The sequence below is a fragment of the Xenophilus sp. Marseille-Q4582 genome, assembly GCF_916700565.1.
Taxonomy (GTDB): domain Bacteria; phylum Pseudomonadota; class Gammaproteobacteria; order Burkholderiales; family Burkholderiaceae_C; genus Xenophilus.
The window spans coordinates 363,700-382,741 of sequence record NZ_CAKAKO010000006.1; the positions used below are offsets into that span (position 1 = coordinate 363,700).

Genomic DNA, 19,042 nt, shown 5'->3' on the forward strand with positions numbered 1-19,042 from the left:
CCTTTCGTGGTCACTGAGGGATGGCCGGATCGGCCGGGGGGATAGGTTCGGCGGGGAGCGCCGGCTCTGCGTCCGGCGGCGCCTCTGGCGGCACCTCGGCTGCGGGCGCCGCGGGCGGCATGGGGGGCATGCCTCCGGGGTTCTTGTCCACGCCGCCCGCGCTCTTGCTGATCTCGTCGGCGGCGGGCGTCAGGCCCGGCGTGGTGGCGGCGGCCTGGGCGGTCTGCAGCGACTGGAACATCACCTCGACGCGCTTGAGCACTTCCTCGGCGTCCAGCTTGCCCATCTGCTGGCGCATCAAGTCGATGTTGGTCTGGATCTGCGCGAGTTGAGCCTTCGCCGTGTCTACCTGCAGTTGCTCGGCCTCGGCCTGCTTCGCCGCGGCTTCCTGCTCGGCCTGCAGCTCCTCGGGCGTGGGCGGCTTCGTGGGGTCGCGTTGGCCGTTCAGCTTGCGGATGCGGCTGACCCACTCCTCCTTGTTCTTGATCTCGGCCGAGTCCACCACCAGGTCCAGCACCGCCAACACCACCTGCGGCGCGAAGGTGGCGATCTGGCCCAGCAGCGCGAACATCTGCTCCAGGGCGGCCTGCGCCAGCGTGGAGCGGTAGTCCTGCGTGTCGACGATGAAGTCCGCCTCGCGCGCCGTGATGTCGTTCAGGATCTGGCCCGTGGCCGGGTCGAACTTGTTGATCTCCAGCCACTCGATCGGCTTGTTTTCGCCAGCGATGCGGATGGCCTTTTCCTCGGTCCAGAACTGCTCGATGTGGGAGAGGCGCAGCCGGCCGGTCTGGCGGATTGCCAGCAGCAGGTTGTCGAACAGCTCGCCCGTGGTGAGCGAGCCCTGGTCCTGCTTGGCGATGATGGCCTTGCCCGACTGTGCGCGCGTGTCGTAGCCCAGGTTCTCCCCGGTGACGCCGCCGACCTCGCGCAGCTGCTGCACGTTCTGCGCTGCCAGCTCAAGGTTGCCTTGGTAGTCGCCCACCGGCTTCTCGAACTCAACCTTGTGCCCACGCTTGTACATCAGCAGCATGTCCGGTCGGGCGGCCTCGTCGCGCGCCTCTTCCGGGTCTTCAAACGCGCCCTCCTCAGCCTTGACCCGGTTGGACGACAGCGCGAACAGCGCCTTGCTGCGGCGCTTGTTCAGGTCGTCCTGGATGTCGCGCATGCCGCGCATCACGCCGTAGGCGGCGCCGTCCCGGGCCCGGCGGTAGCCATAGAGCGGCACCAGCAGGAAGCGGCCATGGCGGAACGGGCTGGGTTGGTCCCTGAGCGCCGCGTACTTCGTGGCGATCATGACGCGCATGCGCATCTTCACGGCCTCGTAGACCGGCTGATGGTCGTTCAGGGCCTGCTGGTGCCCGGTGACCATGGGGTTGACGATGCGCCCCTGGAACGGTCCGCCCGCGAAAACCTTCACGCGCTCCGGCACGCGGTACCAGCACTCGATCAGGCGCACGCTGCGCCGCCGGGAGAAGTCGTAGTAGCCGTTGCGGCCCATGTAAGCCGCGCGCTCGCTCATGCTCGACAGGCTGGTGAGACCGCCCCACTCCGTCTCGCTCGCGCCGGTCAGCTTCTGCCCCATGTACCAGATGTCGTCGCCCTCGGCGTCCTCGTCCATGCGGCCGGCGACGGCGTTCAGGTGCTCATCGTTGCCCGGCAGCAGCGCCTTGGCATAGTCCAGGTCCAGCACGCGGGCCCGGAACAGGTAGCGCGCATCCACGTTCATGTCGATGTTGCGGCTGTGGCTGTCGCGGTAGACGTTGCGCCAGTCCTCCCAGCCGCTGTAGACGATCTCGGCCTCGGGGTCCGGGTTGACGCCCTCCTCCAGCCAGGACAGGCCGGCCGTGGCCGCCTGCTTGAACGCGCGGCTGCGGTGCCATTGCGTGAGGTTCGCGTCGTCGGTGTACTTCACGAGCTTCGTCTTCAGCTCGGCGCCGGCCTCGTCGCCCGGCTCGCGCGGCAGGATCTTGAAGTCCTTGCGCATGCGCTTCTCGGTGCCCGACAGCCAGTCGATGGTCTGGCGCGACTGGTTGAACACCAAAGGGGCCTGCCCGCGCCGGATCAGCTCCTGTGCATCCTCGGGCCGCCACTGCAGATGGTCGTAGTAGTCCTCGTCGATCTGCGCCTGCATGCGCTCCTCGGCCTGGCGCTCGGCCTCGTAGTCCAGCAGGTCCATGAGGACGTGATGGCGGTGCATCTTCGCTTCCTCGGCGCTGGCGTCCTTGGCGCTGGGGCCATGCACCTGCATGACCGTGGGGTCGTTGGCCAGCGCCGCAGGATCGTGGATGTCCTGCTGCTTCGGCCGGTCCTTGGGGGGCGCGATGGTGGTGTGCCCGTCGTCGAACATCACATCACCTCCGTGTGCATGGTCTGGCCGGCGGCCTTGACGCTGACCTCGATGCCCAGCTTGTGGCGCTGCACCTCGAGCGCGCTGGGTTGCTCGGACGGCATCAGGATCAGGTCGGGCATGGCCTCGATCACCAGGTCCATCATGCGGTGTTGGGCCGCCTTGTCGTTGCGGTCGAAGCCCAGCGTCTCGCAGGCGTCGCACACGCCGCGGAAGAAGTGGAAGGTCGGCTTGCCTTCGCGCGCGCCGTACAGGTAGGCGTAGTGCTGAGGGATGACGTGTGCGCCGGTTTCCACGCGTCGGAATGCGTGGTACAGCACCATGCAGGGCACCGGGCCGGCCTCGGGGAACTCGGGATCGTGGGCCTGCAGGTCCAGCCATTGCAAACTACACACCATGTCGCCCTTGGTGAAGCTGCGCCAGGCGCGCTCGCCGCCCAGTTCCACCAGGGGCGTGCCGCGCGGGCCGAGTAGGGAAATTTCGCTCATGCAACTCTCCAAGAGCCTGTGCGGCCCCGGTTGGACCGCTCGCGCGGCTTGACGCGGGCGATGTAGATGCCCGTCTTCACGAGGTAGCGGGTCGCGTCCATCAGGTGGTCGCGCTCCTTGACGATCCGGCCCTTGTCGTCGCGCCGGTAGATGCGGTATTCGTCGACCCAGTTGCGGCAACTGCGGAACACCTTGAGGCGGCCGGTGGACATGCGCTCCCACACGTCGTAGATCCCGCTCTCCACGCCGTTGTCGGCCTCGTTCACGTCGAGGCCCAGATCGCGGTAGTTCTGCAGCAACTGCTCGCCGTCCTTCTGGCTGCGGCCCCGGCTGGCCGGGTCGATCGCGCCGGCTATCCAGTCGCCGCGGCCCTTGATGGCGGCGGCGTGGATGCTGGGCTCGGCCTGGCCGCGGTAGTGCTCGGCGTAGAGGTAGAGCACGTCCGTGTCGCGGTCCAGGGCGCCCCACACGGCAGCAGTGCGGTTCCAGCCCACGTCGAGGCCGTAGGCGCGCACCCAGTGATCGGGGATGGGGAAGTCGTCAACGACGATGTCGCCCTCGGGCACGGGGTAGATGGCGCCAGAGCCCAGCGCCGGAACGCCTTTGGTCCGCGCCTCGCGCTGGTGCGGCGCCAGCTTGGCCAACAACTTCGCCTTGGCCTCGGCGGACAGGTGGGGCACGTCCTCCCAGCCGCACTGCACGATCAGGCGGTCGGCCGCGGCAAGGCGCTTGAGCCCGTCCGGGTCGTCCTCGTCGGTGTAGGCCTCGGCGGGCTTCGTCAGCTCCTGCACCAGCGGCGTCAGGCCGTTCAGCGGCGTGAAGGTGAGGATGGACAGGCCGTTGCGCGTCATGAGGCGCACCAGCGCCTCCTCGTACACGTCCTGCGGGCATTCCTCGTCCGCCCAGAAGAGGTCCAGCTCGAAGCCCTGGAAGATCTCGCGGCCCTGCTCGTAGCTGCGCAACCAGAGCTCGCTCTCGCCGCCGCTGACGTGGCGCACGACGATCTTCTCGACGGCGCCCTTGACGTGCGAGCGGGGCACCACGCCCAGGATGGACTCGCCGGGGATCAGGCCGGTGCCGTAGGCCTCGGGCCGGTCCGTCGTGGCCCCCAGCATCTTCAGCTGGATGATGTCCCGTGTCGTCTCGTGCGTGTCGCCGCTGGCCAGCGCGCGGATGGGCTTGTCGAAGCGGTGGCCGTCCCACCATTCCGGGTACTGGCCGGTCAGGTGGTAGGCGATCTCCGTGCCGGCCGCCATGGTCTTGCCCACGCGGTTGCCGGCCATAAACACGCGCTCGCTGGCCCGGGCCACGCCGGTCTTCTGCCCGGGCGGGGTGCCCAGCGCCTTCGGGGCCAGCGAGCGGAAGAACTCCAGGTGCTTCGGGTACAGCTCGCGGCGCAGCGGGCCGCGGTCCGGGAACATCGTCTGCAGCATGCGCTGCTTGCGCCGGCGCTCCAGCTCAGCCAGCAGGCCGGTCAGCTCCACGCGCTGATCGTGGGTCAGGGTGGCGAGGTCAAGCATTGCCGCCCTCCCCGCCCTGCTGCGGCATCACGCTCGGCAGCACCACGCCCAGCGCAGCTAGGCGCGCCAGCAGCTCGTCATCGGGCACGGCCTTGTGGTTGACGGTGCTCTCGACCTCCAGCTTGTCGCCGTACACGCGCGGGCGCAGCTTCGCGGCCACCCACTTGCGGGCTTCGACCCGCAAGCGATTCCGGGCGACTGCGGTCTTGTCGAATACCGCAACCTTCACGCCCGGCGCCAACTCCTTGACTTCCAACGTGTCTTCGTCGCTGATCGCCACGATCTCGTCGGCCAAGACGTCGGCCCGGTCCTCGCGCGCGCGCAGGTACATCTCGGAACGGCGCGGGTCGGAGCTGATGAACGTCAGCATCGTGGTGTACGGAATCCCACGCTCGCCGCACCAAGCGGCCATGTGTCCGCCGCGCACAATGAAGCCGAGGAAGTCACTCAAGGAATCAGGGAGGCCGGCCTTGAACTCTTGCCACGGCGTCTTTGGGGGCGGCGGCTCAGGCTGCGGGATCACCATGAGTGCGCGGCCAGGCTCTGGCGCCTTCTCGGGCTCAGGCTTGACCGTGCGCCATGGAGAGGCGCCTGTCTTCTTCGGGGGTGTGGGGGGATTGGCCTTGGCCTTCTTCGCGGCCGGCGGCGTCTTCTTTGCGGCGGCCTTGCCCTTCGGCGTCGGTGCCTTTTGCTCGTTCTCTGCGCGCGACGTCTTGCGTGCTGCCAATCCCGGAATGAAAAGCCCCCAGGGGAGCGCCCTGGGGGAAAGCTGGGTACGCGGTGGTCGTGCTTCCCAACCGTTGGAGACGGTGGGATTTAGCCCGTGTGGAGGCTCGGATTCAAGGGGGGTCGGGTATCTCGCGGCCGTAGCGCGCAGCGACGATGGCCCGGCCTACCGCGATGCGGATGGTCTGGCCTTCGATCCATGGGCCGGCCTCGATGCCGGTACCGGGCTTGCCGACCACCACCGCACACCAGATCCAGTTCTTGCCAGCCATCGGCGCGACCTGGATGGCGAACCGCTCCAGCACCTGGTCCATGTCGGGCCAGCGGGTGAGGTACTGGCTGCCAGGGGGATCGCCCAGCGCCTGGGCGATCAGGGCCTCGAGGGCCTTTCCGGAAAGTTCAGAGGTGCGCACGCCGGGATTCTCTCCCGGGTGTCTGGTGCCGCCAGCATGGATTCGAACCCGCGACCTGTCCCTTACAGGGGGAATGCTCTGCCTGCTGAGCTATGGCGGCGATGACCTGATGGTGGCCGGCACTGATCTCCGGCATATGGGCTACGGCTTTGACCCGCCCGTAGAAAGGTCGCGGCCCACGTACGTGTTGCGCATCAGCCTGCGCATTCACCATCACGGCTGGCGACGGAATGGGCAGGAACGCCCAACTCCCTTTTGCGGCCATCGCCATGCGTGATGGGCCCCTCCCGGGGGTTTCCTCGGGCCGGCGCCTGCTCGCCGGCTTTCCCTGTTCCTTCCTCCGGTCCCTTCACCCGTTGCCCGGGTCGAATGCAGGTAGGTGCGGCAGTTCCGCTCTACGAGTTTTGGTGCCGGTTGCCGCCCGGCGCCGCCGAAGGTGTCCACGTTGGGGCCTTCGGCGGCGGCTTGCCCTCTCGGGAACTCTCTCTACGGTTGTCTGGTTGCGGTGGAGGTGCTCGCACCCTCGTCGGTCGGGTTATGAGCCCGGTGCTCGTCTGTCTGAGCTACACCGCGTCTGGAATATTGCCAGCGAATTCAGGGAGTGCAAGGGGGGTCGATGCGATCCAGCGCCCATCGCGCAGCAGCCCGGTCTCGCTCAGGCCGGCCGGCGTCCGCCGCCACCTTCCGCCAGGCATGCACCTGCCGGGCGTGCCCCATCAGGAAGGCCTCGCGCTTCTGCTCGAGCGTCGCGCTGTAGCTGCCGTCCAGCCACGAATGGCAGCGCGCACACGCAAAAACGGAGTACTGATCGTCCGCCTTGCGCGCACCGGCCTTGCCGTGCTGACCCAGGTTGCTGTGCGCGGCCACGGTCGTCTCCCGGTCGTCGTTGCACACGCGGGGGATGCGCAGCAGGCAGGGAGCGCCGCGCGCGAGGTCGAGCAGCGCGCGGTTGCGCTGGGGCTCGGTCTTGGGGATGGCGTGCACCGGCTCATTGGCGGGGTGCCAGTACACCGGCGGGCGCGTGAGCGGCACGGCCACGGGCTTGATGCGCTCGGGGCGCTGCTCGCCGACGGGTTGCGCGCGCTGCATAGGCGTGCGCTTCAGGGGGCACTGCGCTTCATGCCCAGCCTTCCACGATCATGCCCATGAGCCGGTCCGCCGTGGCCCGGTCCATCGTTGGCAGGATCACCTGCAGCACGCCATCCAGCGCGGCGCTGTAGAAGCGCTCGAAGTCCTCCTGCCCCATCTTCTCGTAGCTGATGCTGTGCAGGTTGGGCACGATCTCGCCGGTTCGCGGGTCCACGATGGGGTCGTAGAAGCCGGCGGCCAGCTTCACCGCCACGAGCGCCTTCTCCGGCGTCTCGTACAGCTCGCTGTTCTCGGCCACGAGCTGCAGCAGGGCGAACATCTTGCGATGGTGCGCGCCGTTGCGCGGGCTGGCCCACTCGAAGCGCAGCCACTTGCCCGGCGCCATCGTCTCCAGCCGGCGGCGGAACTTGGCCCAGGCGTCTTGGTCGGCCGGCGTGGCGCCGCGCAGGCCGGTGGGCGTCTTGATGAGCATGGCCTTCATCCTGCAGCCTCCCACAGCACGGCGCCGTCGTTCGCCGCCACGCGGCCCCGCTCGGGCTGCAGCGTCTCGGCGTTGAGCACGGTGAAGTGCCCGTCCTGGTGAACAGGCAGCCAGCCGCCCGTGTCGATGTAGTGCACGTTGCCCAAGCTGGTGACGCGTTCAACGGGGGTGTGGCCGACCACCACGGCGTGCACTCCCTCGATGGCGTCCGTCACGCCCTCCTCGATGCGTGCCCGGTTCCAGATCGCCATTTCGATGACGTGCTGCCGTTCGTAGTCGCCCTGCCCCGTCGGCCCCTCCAGCTCTGCGACGAACTCGGGCCACGAGCGGCACGGGCAGTCGGCATGCACGATGCCCACCGTGCCGGCCGCCGTCTGCAACTCCATGGCGATGGGGAGCATCCGGAATGTCGCGGCGATGGCTGCAGTCTCTGCTGACGTCGCATCCAGGTTCCAAGCGCCGCCGTTCGCCGCGTACAGGCGCCCGTCCATGACCCCGTCGTCGTAGGCGATGGCCATGTCCTCGTGGTTGCCGCGCACTGCGAAGAACCACGGCTGCGCCAGCCACTCGAGCGCCTGTGCGGACTCGGGCCCACGGTCGACCAAGTCGCCCACGGAAAAGATGCGATCACCGCCCGCAGGATCGAAGGCCACCGCGTCCAGCGCGGCACGCAGCTTCGTGAAGTGGCCATGGACGTCCCCGATGATCAGGTCTCGCCCTTGGGTGTTGCGCTCAAAGCGCCGGACAGTCGTGCTATGGGTGCTCATCTGCTCTCTCCGTGATGTGGATCTCCACCGCCCACTCGCCCCGCGCACCCTGGCGCTGGCCGTAGTCCCAGGTGATGGATGGGTCGGCGTCGTCGCGGCGCAGCCACTCGGCCACAGCGTCGACGGGCGCCTTGAGCGCGCCGCGCAGGTTGTCGTGCGCGTCCAGCGGCTGCCAGCGGCCGGTGGCGCTGGGCGGCGACACGCGCACTAGCAGCACGCGCACGGGCCCGGCCGGCGGACGCGTGGGCGCCAGGCGCCAGAGCACGGCCTCGCGCTCCTTCTTCACGCGCCGTGCGCGGGTGAAGTGGTGCTCACGCACGTTCTGGCCGTTGGTGGTGCGCAGGGGCACGCTGGCGGCGATCACGATGCGGACCCCTGCGCGGCCAGCGCCTTGACGCGGTTGTCGATCGCGCGCTGCGTCGCCGGCTTGAAGCGGTCCAGGCGGCACACGTTCTGCGCGCTGGTCGTCTTCGCCTTGCGCAGCAGGTCGTTCGGTTCCACCTTGCAGTGCCCGAAGCCCTCGCTACGAAGCGGCGAGCCCTTCAAATCCCAGTGGTCGCAGTTGATGCAGGTGCTCATGCCGGCGCGCCCTCCATCACCTGCTGGAAGTCGCTCCAGTTCACATGGCCGAAGCGCAGCTTGAGCTTGAGGTCACAGGCGGCCTCGATCAGGCTGCCGCGGCGCAGCGCGGGCAGAAGCCGCTCGGCGGCCTGCAGGCCAGAGTTGATGGCCGCGCGGCGCGCGTCGTCGATCTCGGGACGGCCTGCCTGCTCGTACAGCGCGTTGCACGCGCCGCGGATGATGCGGCCCTCCGGCACCTCACCATCCACCTCGCCGGCGGCCAGCGCGCCCAGCACCACGTAGAGCACGCGGCCGGCAGCGTTCACGAACTGGTGGCCGTCGTCGCCCAGGATCGCGTGGATCTGAGCGCGCACGGCGGTGTCGTGCCATTCCTTCTCGATCAGCGCGCGCTCGATCAGGCTCAGGCGCTGCGGGCGGTGGCGGCGCGCGGCCGCGCGTTTGCGATCAGCCATGGGCGGGCACTTCATAGACGCCGCGCTGGGTGTTGCCACGGTAGACGACCTGCCCGGCCTCCACCAACGCGGCCAGGGTCTTGCGCGCGGCGGCGATGGGCCAGCCTGTGCAGGTGACGAACTCACCCAGCGTCAGCGGTCCCAGGCGAAGCAACTGGCGTGCAGCGTATGCGCGGGTCATGCTGGTACCGCCTCCATCGCGGGATCGTTGGCGGGCTGCAGCGCGGCGAAATGCTCGGCGCACACCGCGAGCCTGGCGCGCTGCACCGCCGCATACCGGGCCAGCGTTTGGCGCGGGCCCGCCGGCACCTGCGGCGAGCGGGCGACATCGTTGGCCTGCATCAGCTCGCGCTGAGCATCGACGGCCACGTCGGCGATCTGTCGGATCAGCATGCTGCGCCTCCCCTGCCGGCCGCGTCGCGCGCCATCTCCAGCACCGCGGGCGTGATGCGTGCGCCGCCCTCGTGGCGCGACAGGATCCGGTGCGCCCACGCGCGGTTGTTCGCACTGGCCGGCGGCCGTGCCAGCGTCGGGCCCAGCTTGCGCAGCTCAGCGGCCACGCGCTCCGGGCTCGCCGGCTGGTGCTCGATGCGCGGCGCGTCCTCCACCGGCGCGCGGCGGCAGAGGTTGCGAAACACGATCACGTTGGGCACCTGCTCGGGCAGGTTCTCCAGCGCCCAGGCGATCAGACCCAGCCGATCCGAGAAGCCGGCCAGCTCGTGTGCCCACGCGGCTTTCACGTCGCCGAGCGGCGCAGCGCCGAGGCTGCGGTCCCACGCGGCGCCGTAGGTGGCGGCCATGCGGATGAAGATGCGGTCGACGGCTTGGATGGGCAGGCTCATGGGGCCTCCAGGCGTTGGTGTGTGGGGGTGATGTCGATGACGGCGGCGCCGCCCGGCTGACGGTCGGGGTGTACGCGGCCCGTCATCTCCTCCCAGCGGGCCATGCTGGCGTCGCGGTCACGCTCGGCAAAGGACTGCGCGTTGGCCGCCGAGCGGCGGGCGGCGGGCAGAGGCGCCACGGCGGCGTCGCGTCGGCGGCCCTCGGCTGTCGCCAGGGCGTAGGCGAACGGTTTGCCGATGGCCACCGCATCGCGGGCCGCGTCGACCAGTTCCGGCAGGGTGATGCCGGCCTCCAGCAGCGCCAGCAGCTTCGGGCTCGATGGGCTGACCACGGCCATGCCCGCGCCCTTCATCGCGATGCAGGCCTCACCCGGCGTCGGGCGCGCGCTACCTTCCGCACGAAGTGTGGAAGGTAAGGTTCCGGTTCCGGTTCCGGTGTCGGGCGTACCGGTGGTGTCCGGTGCATCTCCCGCGTTTGTCCCGCGGGACATTGGCGGGACAGGCGATGGCTTCACGCGGTTCCGATTGCGGCGTTCCGCCTCCTTCCGGCGGTACTCCAGCATCTCGCCCACGCGCTTCACGATGGTGTCGTGGTACAGCCGGCCGTCCTCGGCCTGCCACCAGCCGCGCATCAGCACGGGGCGCATGGCGGGCCACAACTTCGCAGGGATGCGGCACTTCGCGCGGATGATGTCTTCGTCGGCCGGCAGCGAGCCGCAGGGCACCTGCGTCCAGGCAGTCATCCACATGAACAGCAGCGCGTGCTGGGCCATGGGCACCTCCGATGCCACGTCCCAGGTGTCGCTCTGCTCCACCTGCTCGTAGTCGATCTCGAAGCGCCAGCCCTTGGCGCGCACGTCGGCGGGGTATGGGATGGGTCGTGTCACGCCACCTCCGACTGCAGCGCTGGCATCTGCCATCCCTTCACGACAGGCCCGAGGCCAGAACTGTGCAGCGCCCGCACGTTGTCGTGGCCGTAGGCCACCAGGCAGATCGGCGCGCCACTGTTGGCCGCAGCGCGAGCTCCGTCCACGAAGTGGAAGTGGGGGCGGCCCAGCATGAACAGCACAGCATCAGCACGCGCCCACACGTAGTCGCGGAACATTGCCGTCTCGGTGCGCGCGGGGATCAGCGCCACGCCGTTGCCGTGATCCGCGAGGCGCGCCAGCCACTTCGAGGCCTCGCGGCCAAAGGGCGGGTTCAGCCACACACGTCCGCGCCAGGCTTGCGCCAATCCGTCATCTTCACGGGTGAAGTGCACGCCGGCCGTCGGCCATGGCCGAACAACAGGAGAACAAGGATCTGTGTCGAATGGGCCGAGCGCGCGGACGATCTCAGGCGGCGTCAGCCACTCATCGTTCTTCATCCGCGCCGACTGGTGGGAACTGAGGCCCATCACGACCCCGCTTTCCTCATGTAGCCCGCGGCGGTCTTCGTGGCTGAAGCCATCTCGCGCTTGATCTGCTTCATCGTCAGACCCACGATCGTGCTGTTGTCGCGGCCCTGGCGGCGCAAGCGCTCGACGGAGCGGGTGCTCCGGCGGCGGGCGCGCTCGGTGATCTCCAGCTCGCCGCCGATCACGCTGCCGTCCTGGGACTGGAAGAAGGCGCTGCGCGCAGATGCCGGGCGGCCGGCGGGCCAGCGTGGGTCAGCGCCCACGGGGAGGATGTGGCGAACGGTCACGCTGGCACCTCCGCGCGCGGGCTGCCCGCGCCCTCCAGGTGATAGGCCACCAGCTGCAGCCCGAGCTCCTGGGCGATGTGCGCCTCCAGCCTTGCGCCGCGAGACTTCTCCCAGCCCGGCAGCAGCAGCACGGCGTCGCACGTCACCAGGCGCGCGATGTCGGCCTTCATGCAGTCTTCCCACTTGGCCTTCGGATCGGCGTTGATCTCGGCGGGGTTCTCCACCTCGAAGCCAGCGGCGCGCAGCTCGGCGGCCCGCGCATGGAAGGCGGGGAAGTTCAATTCGGGCAGCCCGGTCATCGGGCCAGCGATGTACCAGCGGGCCGTCACGCGTCGTCCCCCCGCACGTACAGCTTCCCGCCACTGGTGCCGGCAGCATCAGCGAACGCCCAGCGATATCCGCCATGCGTCTTCTGAGTGCCTTGACAGCATTCGGTAATGCACGAGGCCCGGAACCCGACCGCCACTGCATCAGCCTGGCAGGCATAGATTTCGAGCAGCTCACCCGCCAGCGAGTAGCGGGCCACGGGCTTGGCATTTGGATTCGCCACCCCTCGCATCACCGGCGGGCGGAAGCCCAGCACATGCACCGCATGCTTCCGGTTCTCGCTTGGCGTCACCATCTCCAGGTTCGCCAGTGCGTTGTTCAGCTTGTCGCCGTCCTTGTGATTTACTTGCAGTGCGGGATCAGTGCCCTTGGGGAGAAATGCGCCTGCTACTAGGCGATGCACAAACAATCCGCGGCCCTTGTTTTGCGCCCACAAGCTCACGTACAGGTAACCGCTGTTGCTGATCTGCTGAGCAATGAGGCGCCCTGACCTGATGGAACGAACGTGGCCTCGCTCGGAGACGTCGTAGCGCCCTTCGTAGCCAAGCACGGCGGCCCAGCGCGGATCGTTTGCCGCGCTTGCGTAGAACTCGGCCGCGTTGGCGGCCTCAGTGCTGAGCTTGCGCGCCGTGGCAGCGCGCTGGGCGTGGGGGAGCGGATACGCGGCCATCACTTCGCCACCAGTTCGCAGCGCGTGCGCAGGAAGCGCAGCGTGAGGCTGTATTCCCCGGCGGCCATCTCGCCGTCGAAGTTGACGTTGCGCACCACGACCTCGGGGTTGCGGTCGCCGGTGATCTTGCGCAGCTCCACGATCTGGCCGCTCGGCAGCCGGAACCATGAGTACAGGCTGATGGGCTGGGCCGCGCGCGCGGGGATCTCGGCCGGCAGCGGCTGGTCGAGGTGGATGGTTCGGATCGCTTCGGCCATCACGACAGCGCCCCCAGGCCCGTCGGCCCCGTGTCAGACGCGCCGCCGACCATGGCGAGCCGGCGTTCCTGCACCATGCGGACATGCGCTTTGCCGAACACGTCCACAGTCACGAGGGTTTCGAGGTATTCGGACTCCGAGCCGAAGCCCAGGTCCACCCAGCGGCGGCGCACCGCCTCCTTCACCTCATCGCTGATGCGTGCCTCCAGCTTGGACGTTTTCTTGCCGCCGAGGATGGAGCGGGCAAACGCTGGGAGGTCACCGTCTTGGTCACTCTGGTTCATGGGGAACTCGTTTGGCAGGGGGATGGGTCAAGCCGGCTGCAGCTCAGCAGCGCGGGCCTGGAATGCGTCGTTGAAGGTGCGGTGGCGCCAGCAGTCCGGGGGGAACGGGTTGGCGCGCTGGTGGTGGTCGCCGCGGTCTGCAGCCGCGGCGGCCAGTTCCACGACTTCGGCGTGGGTGAGCGCGGTCAGGGGGCGGATGTGCATCAGGCCGCCTCCTTCATGCCGGCAGACGCGAAGTCCAGAACAGGGCGGCCCTTCGGGTGAGGCCAGGACTTGTCGGGAATGCGGCGCCACGGCTCACCCTGGCACAGGTCCTCGCATGGAACGAGCTCACCCCGGGCGTGCGTCGCCAGCTCCACCGCAGGGCAGTACTCCGGCGGAATGCGGCCGACCTTGAGCCAGTGCGAAACGTGGCCCTGCGCTTTTCCGCAGGCCTGCGCCAGCGCGGTTTGGCTGCCGAGCACCTTCACGGCGCGGTCGATGGCCGTTCGAGGGGGGTGGGATGTGGTGTCCATACAAGCCGGTTTGTACATGACTACAAACCAATTTGCAACCCCGGCAACAAACGACTTTGTAGCATCAGGCCATGTCCCTGACCCTGCTACTTCCCGATGGCACGCCCGATTGGTCTTCGCTGGCCGGCCGGCTGCGGTGGGCCATGGACAAGGCCAACAAGACGAATCAAAGCGCCTTGGCGCGAGAGATCGGCGTCAAACCGCAGGCGATCCAGCATCTCATCGATGTCGCCAAGGCCGCCACCGGCAGCAAGCACGTCGCCGCATTGGCCTCAGCGCTCAGAGTGAATTCCGTTTGGCTGGCCACCGGAGAGGGAACGCCGGATGCGATCGACACAGCGCCGCCCGCGCCGGATGACTTAACCGAGGTCGCGCCGCCTCCGATTCAGGTGCGGCGCATCCCTATCGTGGGGACAGCAAAGATGGGCGACGACGGCTTCTACGAAGAGATCAGCGACATCCCAGGCGCAGGAGACGGTCACATCGAAATCGCAACGGCGGATCCGAACGCCTACGGGCTACGGTGCCGCGGCATGAGCATGTTCCCGGCAGTGCGCGATGGCTGGTATGTGGTGGTCGAGCCGAACCGCCGGCCGACAGAGGGGGAGTACGTCCTCATCAAGCTACGCGACGGCCGAAAGATGCTGAAGGAACTGCTGTTCGAGCGACCTGGCAGCTTCGAAGTCATGTCGGTGAATGAAGCCAAAAGGTTCACGGTTGAGAAGGCTGATCTCGACAGCATCCAGGCCGTGGGCCCTATCGTGCCGCCCAGCGCGTGGCGCCCAGTTTGAAACCCAAGAATGGAGAAGAGCGTGCGTAAGAGCATGATCATCGCGGCCGTGGCCCTGGGCCTCGCAGGCTGCGCCAGCAAGACCGGCATCGTCCCCATCGGTGACGGCCTCTACATGGCGTCCAACATGGATTACATGGCTTGGTCGTCGGGCGGCATCAAAGCCGAGCTGTTCAAGGAAGCCAACGAGTTTTGCTCCAAGCAAGGCAAGGCGCTCAAGCCGGTCAACTCCAAGGGCGAGGACGCGACGCTGTCCGGTCGCTACGCCTCTGCCGAAGTGCAGTTCAGGTGCGAATGAAATGAAGGCTCTCGCACCGTTGCTTGCAGTTGCCGCGCTGGCTGGCTGCGCCACTTCCACCCCGACCTACGGTCCGAGCGGCAAGCAAGCCCACAGCCTCACCTGCCACGGCGCCGCACGCAGCTGGGCGACCTGCTATGAGAACGCGGGAGCCGCATGCGGCTCAGCGGGCTACGACGTGATCTCCCAGAACGGCAGCGTGACGCCATTCGGCGTCTCCAACGGCTATGCGAACGCGTCAGGCGCAGCTGTTTCCGCCACTGCGGGCGGTCTAGTGAGCCGCAACCTATTGATTCAGTGCCGCGGGCAATGAGCCCACTCTGACCAGAACGCCCGCAACACGAGGGCGTTTTTGTAGCTCAGCCGGCTTCCTCTACAAACGGTTCTGCATTTCTACAAATCTTCTTGTTGACACCGGATACAAGTTGATTTGTAATTCGCTCCAGGCCACCAAACGGCCCTCAAGGAGCGCAAGATGCAGCAACCCCATGGGCCCAGCGCCCACATCCACCCGGCATTCCTGCCGGCGCTGACCGCGATCAGCGGCGAAGCGCAGGTGGTTCCCCATCCCCGTGTCGCGGCCAACGATGAGCGTGCCGCCGGCTTCCGTGCGATGTGCGCGGAGGCTCAGGGCATGGCCGACGAGATCAAGGCTCGTGGCGCCGCGAAGGCCCGCGCCGCCGCGGCCGCGCGCCCTGCTCCGGCTCCGGCGCGCGTGCTGCACAGCACAGTAGCCACCGAAGCCGAATACCGCGCCGCGCTGGCGGTGCATGACTGGCACTTCGAGCGCTCCGACGATCACGGTGTCTGGACCGCCGGCGTGAACTCGCTGGGCCGCCTGCAGGCCATGCGAAAGCGCCTGGACACGGACGGCGCGATCTGGAACGAGTACGCACCGGTGGAGTTCCGCCTGGGGCTGCTGGCTGGGAGCGCAGCGTGAGCGCCCGTCGTCCACCGCTGGGACCTTCCCCCGAGCACTTCGAGCTGATGCGCGGCGCACTGGAGCACATCGCGAAGGCCGCGCGTCAAAGTCGCAGCCAGACACGCCGCCTGCGCTGGATCGAACTGCGGGCGGACCGCGCAGTGCGCGGCGAGCCCTACGAAGAACAGGCAGTCCAGCTTCCCAAATCAGCGGGCCCGAACACGCCTGAAAAGCTCAGTCGCAAGATCGCCCACCTCAGCAGCGAGCGCAAGGAACTGTTGAGCGCCTTGTCGGCAGCCGAGGAGCTGATCGCTCGTCGATGGGGCTACCCCGATGACGCATCGAGCCGGGCCAGCGTCCTTGCCGACCTGCGGGCCGCCATCGCCAAAACCACCGGGAGCGCTGCATGAACACCCTCGCCCGCCGCTCCTTTGTGCAGCAGCCCGCGCGTCGCCTTCCCAACGGCGCCATCGTCTGCGCCGACTACGCGCCGCCCACCCCCAAGGGCCGCGGCCTGGAAACCTGCAGCGGTGCGCTGATCGTAGGCACCCCTGAGCAGCCGGCCGACGACATCGGCCTCCACGCTGAGCGTCTGCAGGCCGCGCTGCTGGCCCGCCGGCGCACGCCCGAGTTCTACGACGCCAGCCCCGTGCTCGCCGTGCTCTTCGGCGCCATCGCCGCCGCCGGCGCAGCGCTGGTCTTTTTCTGGCCCGAGGCCACCAACTTCTTCTCCATCGCCCTGCCCTTCACCAACGCCTGACCATGAACGCCACCACGCAATCCGAAAACAACGCGCTCGCCGTCGCGCCGCGGCAGCAGTTCGACCTGAGCCCGCAGACCTTCGACCAGGCGCTGACCTTCGCCAAATACCTCGCCGACAGCGAGATGGTGCCCAAGGCCTACCGAAACAAGCCCGGCGACTGCCTGATCGCGATGCAATGGGGCTTCGAGGTCGGGTTGAAGCCGCTGCAGGCCCTGCAGAGCATCGCAACGATCAACGGCAAGCCCGGCCTCTACGGAGACGCAGGCAAAGCGCTGCTGTTGTCGGCAGGATGCGTCATCGAAGAGGACGACATTGCAGTGGTGGAGAGCAACGGCCGCGCCCGATGCAAGATCACGCGCCCAGGCCGCCCCCCTACCGAGCGCACGTTCTCGGTCGAGAACGCCAAGACCGCCGGCCTCTGGAACAAGGAAGGTCCGTGGCGCAACTATCCGTGGCGCCAGATGGCTTGGCGCGCCTTCTGGTTCGCGGCCCGTGATGCCGCCAGCGACCTCCTGCGCGGCCTGCCCGGTGCCGAAGAGGTCATGGACATTCCGGTCGAGCGAAACATGGGGACGGCCGATGTCGTCGGTGCGCCGACGGCGCCGGCCGCCAGTTACGACCAGGCCCAGTTCGATGCCAACTTCGCCAAGTGGTCCGAGGTGATCGCCGGTGGCCGTAAGAAGCCGGCCGACCTCATCCACTTCATCGAGGCCAAGGGAAACCCGCTCACCGAAGAGCAGAAGGCGCGCCTGCTGTCGGTGAAGGTGCGGCCTGCCGATCAGCCCACGGACGCCGTGGTCAAGAACGCAGCGCCCGCGCTGACGTTCGCGCAGATCGCCGCGCGCATCAACGCCGCCCAGAAGCACGCCGAGCTGGACGACCTGGCCGAGCACATCGGCGCCGTGCCCGACGCGCAGCAGCGCCAAGAGCTGGCCGCCCTGGTCAACCAGCGCCGCGACGAGCTCCCCGCCTTCGACTGAGCCTACCACCATGAAGACCATTCAACTGATCCAGGGCAGCGCCGAGTGGCACGCCCACCGCGCGCAATTCCTGAACGCCAGCGATGCGCCGGCCATGATGGGCTGCAGCCCCTACAAGACCCGCGCCGAGCTGGTGCGCGAGCGCGCGACCGGCCTCGCCGCCGAGGTGGATGCATCGCAGCAGCGCCGCTTCGATGTGGGCCACCGCGCCGAGGCGCTGGCCCGCCCGCTGGCCGAGCAGATCCTGGGCGAAGACCTGTCACCTCTGGTGGGCGTAGCCGACGAAGGCCCCTACTCGGCCAGCTTCGACGGCCTGACGCTGATGGAAGACCAGGCGTTTGAACATAAGGCGCTGAACGACACGCTGCGCGCCGCCATGGTCGAAGGCTGCATCGGCGCCGACCTTCCCATGCCCTACCAGGTGCAGATGGAGCACCAGTGCATGGTGTGCCCGAGCATCGAGCGCGTGCTGTTCATGGCTTCGAAGTGGGCCGACGACGGCACGCTGATCGAAGAGCGCCACTGCTTCTACGAGCCCAACTTGGCGCTGCGCGCGCGCATCGTTGCCGGCTGGGAGCAGTTCGAGCAGGACGTGGCCGCCTACGCGCCGGCGCCGGCCGCAGCGCCCGCCCCCGTCGCCAAGGTCGTCGCCAGCCTGCCCGTGGTTCTGGACATGCGCGTCGAAGGCCGCCTGATCTCCTGCAACCTGGAGCAGTACAAGCCCGCCGCCCTGGCCTACATCGCCGCGATCAACACCGACCTGATCACCGACCAGGACTTCGCCGACGCGGACGCCGATGCCAAGTTCTGCCGCGAGTCGGCCTCGAAGCTGAAGCTGGCGATCGAGCAGGCCATGGGTCAGATGGGCGACATCAACACCGCCATCAGCACGGTGCGCGAGATCGCCACGGCGTTCGATGCGAAGGGCCTGGCACTGGAGAAGCTGGTGAAGTCGGAGAAGGAGGCCCGCCGCGATGCCATCGTGCACCGTGCGATCGCCGCGCAGCGCGAGCACGCCGCAGCGCTGGTGAAGCGCCTGGGCGGCGACTACCTGCCGGCCCTGCCCGCCGACTTCGCCGGGGCGGTGAAGGGCAAGCGCAACCTGGAGAGCATGCAGGACGCCGTGGGCACGGTGCTGACCCAGTACAAGATCGCGGCGAACCAGGCCGCCGACGGCATCGACGCGAATCTCAAGCTGCTGGCAGAGCACCAGGAGTTCGCGGGTCTGTTCCCGGACGTGAAGGCGCTGGTGCAGAAGCAGATTGACGACCTGCGCGCCGTCATCTCGTCGCGCATCGCTCAGCACGAGGCAGAGCAACGCGCGGCGCAGGAACAGCTGCGCGCCCGCATCGCGGCCGAGGAGCGTGCCAAGGCCGAAGCCGCCGCGCGCGCTGAGCAGGACCGCATCAATGCCGCGGCCGAAGCAGAGCGCCAGCGCCAACTGGAAGCCGACCGCGCCCGCATCCGCGCCGAAGAAGAGGAGCGCGCCCAGCGCACGCAGCAGGCCATCGACGCCGAGCGCCGCCTGACCGCGCAACCGGCCGCGCCAGCGCCGGCCCCGGCGCTACAGCCCGCCCCCTTGCTGCAGCCCGTGGCCGCCGCAGCGCCTGCCTCCAACGATCTGCCCTCGGCCGGCGCCGTGCCCACCCTGCGCATCGGCGACATCGCCAACCGTCTGGGCTGGACGATGACCGCCGAGCAGCTGCGCGGCCTGGGCATCGAGCCCGCCGCCAAGGAGCGCGGCGCCACGCTCTTCCACGAGCACCAGTTCCCGCAAATCTGCGCCGCCATCGCGCAGCGCGCCACCGAAGCCGCCGCCGCGCACGCGCAGCGCATGGCCGCCTGA

Annotated in this window: 31 protein-coding genes and 2 tRNA genes; 8 read left to right on the top strand and 25 right to left on the bottom strand. The window is 68.4% G+C overall.

The features are described 5' to 3' along the window. Positions 1-10: 10 nt before the first annotated feature. From LG388_RS21810 to LG388_RS21930, 25 genes are all read right to left on the bottom strand, one after another. The gene (locus LG388_RS21810; protein WP_225784672.1) at positions 11-2,347 is read right to left on the bottom strand and encodes a hypothetical protein; all 2,337 of its coding nucleotides are present in this window, start codon (positions 2,345-2,347) and stop codon (positions 11-13) included. Beyond that, positions 2,347-2,835, bottom strand: coding sequence for a hypothetical protein (locus LG388_RS21815; RefSeq protein ID WP_225784673.1), 489 nt, complete (start codon positions 2,833-2,835; stop codon positions 2,347-2,349). The genes LG388_RS21810 and LG388_RS21815 overlap by 1 nt, the downstream gene beginning before the upstream one ends. After that, complete coding sequence (locus tag LG388_RS21820) at positions 2,832-4,355, bottom strand: terminase large subunit domain-containing protein (protein WP_225784674.1); 1,524 nt, start codon at positions 4,353-4,355, stop codon at positions 2,832-2,834. Before LG388_RS21820 ends, LG388_RS21815 begins: the two co-directional genes overlap by 4 nt. Then, a complete protein-coding gene (locus tag LG388_RS21825; RefSeq protein WP_225784675.1) occupies positions 4,348-5,082 on the bottom strand; it encodes a hypothetical protein in 735 nt (244 codons plus the stop codon). The genes LG388_RS21820 and LG388_RS21825 overlap by 8 nt, the downstream gene beginning before the upstream one ends. A gap of 112 nt (positions 5,083-5,194) precedes the next feature. After that, positions 5,195-5,494, bottom strand: coding sequence for a hypothetical protein (locus LG388_RS21830; RefSeq protein WP_225784676.1), 300 nt, complete (start codon positions 5,492-5,494; stop codon positions 5,195-5,197). 23 nt (positions 5,495-5,517) lie between these two features. Then, positions 5,518-5,594, bottom strand: a tRNA-Thr gene (locus LG388_RS21835). 397 nt (positions 5,595-5,991) lie between these two features. Beyond that, positions 5,992-6,067: transfer RNA gene (locus tag LG388_RS21840), tRNA-Ile, on the bottom strand. A 21-nt stretch (positions 6,068-6,088) separates the two neighbouring features. Next, positions 6,089-6,583 carry a nuclease domain-containing protein gene (locus LG388_RS21845; protein WP_225784677.1) on the bottom strand — a complete coding sequence of 165 codons (495 nt, stop codon included), beginning with the start codon at positions 6,581-6,583 and terminating at the stop codon, positions 6,089-6,091. A gap of 28 nt (positions 6,584-6,611) precedes the next feature. Continuing rightward, positions 6,612-7,055 (bottom strand): DUF1367 family protein, encoded by a 444-nt coding sequence (locus LG388_RS21850; protein WP_225784678.1) that lies wholly within the window; start codon positions 7,053-7,055, stop codon positions 6,612-6,614. Positions 7,056-7,060: 5 nt separating this feature from the next. Further along, positions 7,061-7,831: a metallophosphoesterase gene (locus LG388_RS21855; protein ID WP_225784679.1), complete on the bottom strand. Its 771-nt coding sequence runs from the start codon at positions 7,829-7,831 to the stop codon at positions 7,061-7,063. Continuing rightward, the gene (locus LG388_RS21860; protein ID WP_225784680.1) at positions 7,818-8,195 is read right to left on the bottom strand and encodes a hypothetical protein; all 378 of its coding nucleotides are present in this window, start codon (positions 8,193-8,195) and stop codon (positions 7,818-7,820) included. The genes LG388_RS21855 and LG388_RS21860 overlap by 14 nt, the downstream gene beginning before the upstream one ends. Next, positions 8,192-8,410, bottom strand: coding sequence for a hypothetical protein (locus tag LG388_RS21865; RefSeq protein WP_225784681.1), 219 nt, complete (start codon positions 8,408-8,410; stop codon positions 8,192-8,194). Before LG388_RS21865 ends, LG388_RS21860 begins: the two co-directional genes overlap by 4 nt. Continuing rightward, entirely contained in the window at positions 8,407-8,865 is a 459-nt protein-coding gene (locus LG388_RS21870) for a hypothetical protein (protein ID WP_225784682.1), read from the bottom strand. The genes LG388_RS21865 and LG388_RS21870 overlap by 4 nt, the downstream gene beginning before the upstream one ends. Beyond that, entirely contained in the window at positions 8,858-9,046 is a 189-nt protein-coding gene (locus LG388_RS21875) for a hypothetical protein (RefSeq protein ID WP_225784683.1), read from the bottom strand. The genes LG388_RS21870 and LG388_RS21875 overlap by 8 nt, the downstream gene beginning before the upstream one ends. Next, positions 9,043-9,258, bottom strand: a complete 216-nt coding sequence (locus tag LG388_RS21880) for a hypothetical protein (protein ID WP_225784684.1) — start codon at positions 9,256-9,258, stop codon at positions 9,043-9,045. The genes LG388_RS21875 and LG388_RS21880 overlap by 4 nt, the downstream gene beginning before the upstream one ends. Next, positions 9,252-9,707 (bottom strand): hypothetical protein, encoded by a 456-nt coding sequence (locus LG388_RS21885; protein ID WP_225784685.1) that lies wholly within the window; start codon positions 9,705-9,707, stop codon positions 9,252-9,254. Before LG388_RS21885 ends, LG388_RS21880 begins: the two co-directional genes overlap by 7 nt. Further along, positions 9,704-10,564: a hypothetical protein gene (locus LG388_RS21890; protein WP_225784686.1), complete on the bottom strand. Its 861-nt coding sequence runs from the start codon at positions 10,562-10,564 to the stop codon at positions 9,704-9,706. The genes LG388_RS21885 and LG388_RS21890 overlap by 4 nt, the downstream gene beginning before the upstream one ends. Before the next feature lie 26 nt (positions 10,565-10,590). Then, positions 10,591-11,073, bottom strand: coding sequence for a phage N-6-adenine-methyltransferase (locus LG388_RS21895; RefSeq protein ID WP_225784687.1), 483 nt, complete (start codon positions 11,071-11,073; stop codon positions 10,591-10,593). A gap of 29 nt (positions 11,074-11,102) precedes the next feature. Further along, positions 11,103-11,390, bottom strand: a complete 288-nt coding sequence (locus LG388_RS21900; RefSeq protein WP_225784688.1) for a hypothetical protein — start codon at positions 11,388-11,390, stop codon at positions 11,103-11,105. Next, positions 11,387-11,719, bottom strand: coding sequence for a DUF4406 domain-containing protein (locus LG388_RS21905; RefSeq protein ID WP_225784689.1), 333 nt, complete (start codon positions 11,717-11,719; stop codon positions 11,387-11,389). Before LG388_RS21905 ends, LG388_RS21900 begins: the two co-directional genes overlap by 4 nt. Continuing rightward, positions 11,716-12,387, bottom strand: a complete 672-nt coding sequence (locus LG388_RS21910; RefSeq protein ID WP_225784690.1) for an NUMOD4 motif-containing HNH endonuclease — start codon at positions 12,385-12,387, stop codon at positions 11,716-11,718. Before LG388_RS21910 ends, LG388_RS21905 begins: the two co-directional genes overlap by 4 nt. Continuing rightward, positions 12,387-12,644, bottom strand: a complete 258-nt coding sequence (locus LG388_RS21915) for a hypothetical protein (protein WP_225784691.1) — start codon at positions 12,642-12,644, stop codon at positions 12,387-12,389. The genes LG388_RS21910 and LG388_RS21915 overlap by 1 nt, the downstream gene beginning before the upstream one ends. Continuing rightward, positions 12,644-12,928 (bottom strand): hypothetical protein, encoded by a 285-nt coding sequence (locus LG388_RS21920; protein ID WP_225784692.1) that lies wholly within the window; start codon positions 12,926-12,928, stop codon positions 12,644-12,646. Before LG388_RS21920 ends, LG388_RS21915 begins: the two co-directional genes overlap by 1 nt. A 27-nt stretch (positions 12,929-12,955) precedes the next feature. Then, the gene (locus LG388_RS21925) at positions 12,956-13,132 is read right to left on the bottom strand and encodes a hypothetical protein (RefSeq protein WP_225784693.1); all 177 of its coding nucleotides are present in this window, start codon (positions 13,130-13,132) and stop codon (positions 12,956-12,958) included. Continuing rightward, positions 13,132-13,443 carry a YdaS family helix-turn-helix protein gene (locus tag LG388_RS21930; RefSeq protein WP_225784694.1) on the bottom strand — a complete coding sequence of 104 codons (312 nt, stop codon included), beginning with the start codon at positions 13,441-13,443 and terminating at the stop codon, positions 13,132-13,134. The genes LG388_RS21925 and LG388_RS21930 overlap by 1 nt, the downstream gene beginning before the upstream one ends. 71 nt (positions 13,444-13,514) lie before the next feature. On the opposite strand from LG388_RS21930, the gene LG388_RS21935 reads away from it, so the two are divergent. The 8 genes from LG388_RS21935 to LG388_RS21970 all read left to right on the top strand — a co-directional run bounded on the left by LG388_RS21935 (position 13,515) and on the right by LG388_RS21970 (position 19,042). Next, entirely contained in the window at positions 13,515-14,234 is a 720-nt protein-coding gene (locus LG388_RS21935) for a LexA family transcriptional regulator (protein ID WP_225784695.1), read from the top strand. 21 nt (positions 14,235-14,255) lie between these two features. Next, positions 14,256-14,531: a hypothetical protein gene (locus LG388_RS21940; RefSeq protein WP_225784696.1), complete on the top strand. Its 276-nt coding sequence runs from the start codon at positions 14,256-14,258 to the stop codon at positions 14,529-14,531. 1 nt (position 14,532) lies between these two features. Then, positions 14,533-14,844: a hypothetical protein gene (locus tag LG388_RS21945; protein ID WP_225784697.1), complete on the top strand. Its 312-nt coding sequence runs from the start codon at positions 14,533-14,535 to the stop codon at positions 14,842-14,844. Positions 14,845-15,006: 162 nt separating this feature from the next. Continuing rightward, positions 15,007-15,471, top strand: coding sequence for a hypothetical protein (locus LG388_RS21950; RefSeq protein WP_225784698.1), 465 nt, complete (start codon positions 15,007-15,009; stop codon positions 15,469-15,471). Beyond that, positions 15,468-15,863, top strand: coding sequence for a hypothetical protein (locus LG388_RS21955; RefSeq protein WP_225784699.1), 396 nt, complete (start codon positions 15,468-15,470; stop codon positions 15,861-15,863). The genes LG388_RS21950 and LG388_RS21955 overlap by 4 nt, the downstream gene beginning before the upstream one ends. After that, positions 15,860-16,213: a hypothetical protein gene (locus LG388_RS21960; protein WP_225784700.1), complete on the top strand. Its 354-nt coding sequence runs from the start codon at positions 15,860-15,862 to the stop codon at positions 16,211-16,213. The genes LG388_RS21955 and LG388_RS21960 overlap by 4 nt, the downstream gene beginning before the upstream one ends. Before the next feature lie 2 nt (positions 16,214-16,215). Beyond that, positions 16,216-17,196: a hypothetical protein gene (locus LG388_RS21965; protein WP_225784701.1), complete on the top strand. Its 981-nt coding sequence runs from the start codon at positions 16,216-16,218 to the stop codon at positions 17,194-17,196. A gap of 10 nt (positions 17,197-17,206) precedes the next feature. Then, on the top strand, positions 17,207-19,042 hold the full coding sequence (locus LG388_RS21970; RefSeq protein WP_225784702.1) for a lambda-exonuclease family protein: 1,836 nt from the start codon (positions 17,207-17,209) through the stop codon (positions 19,040-19,042).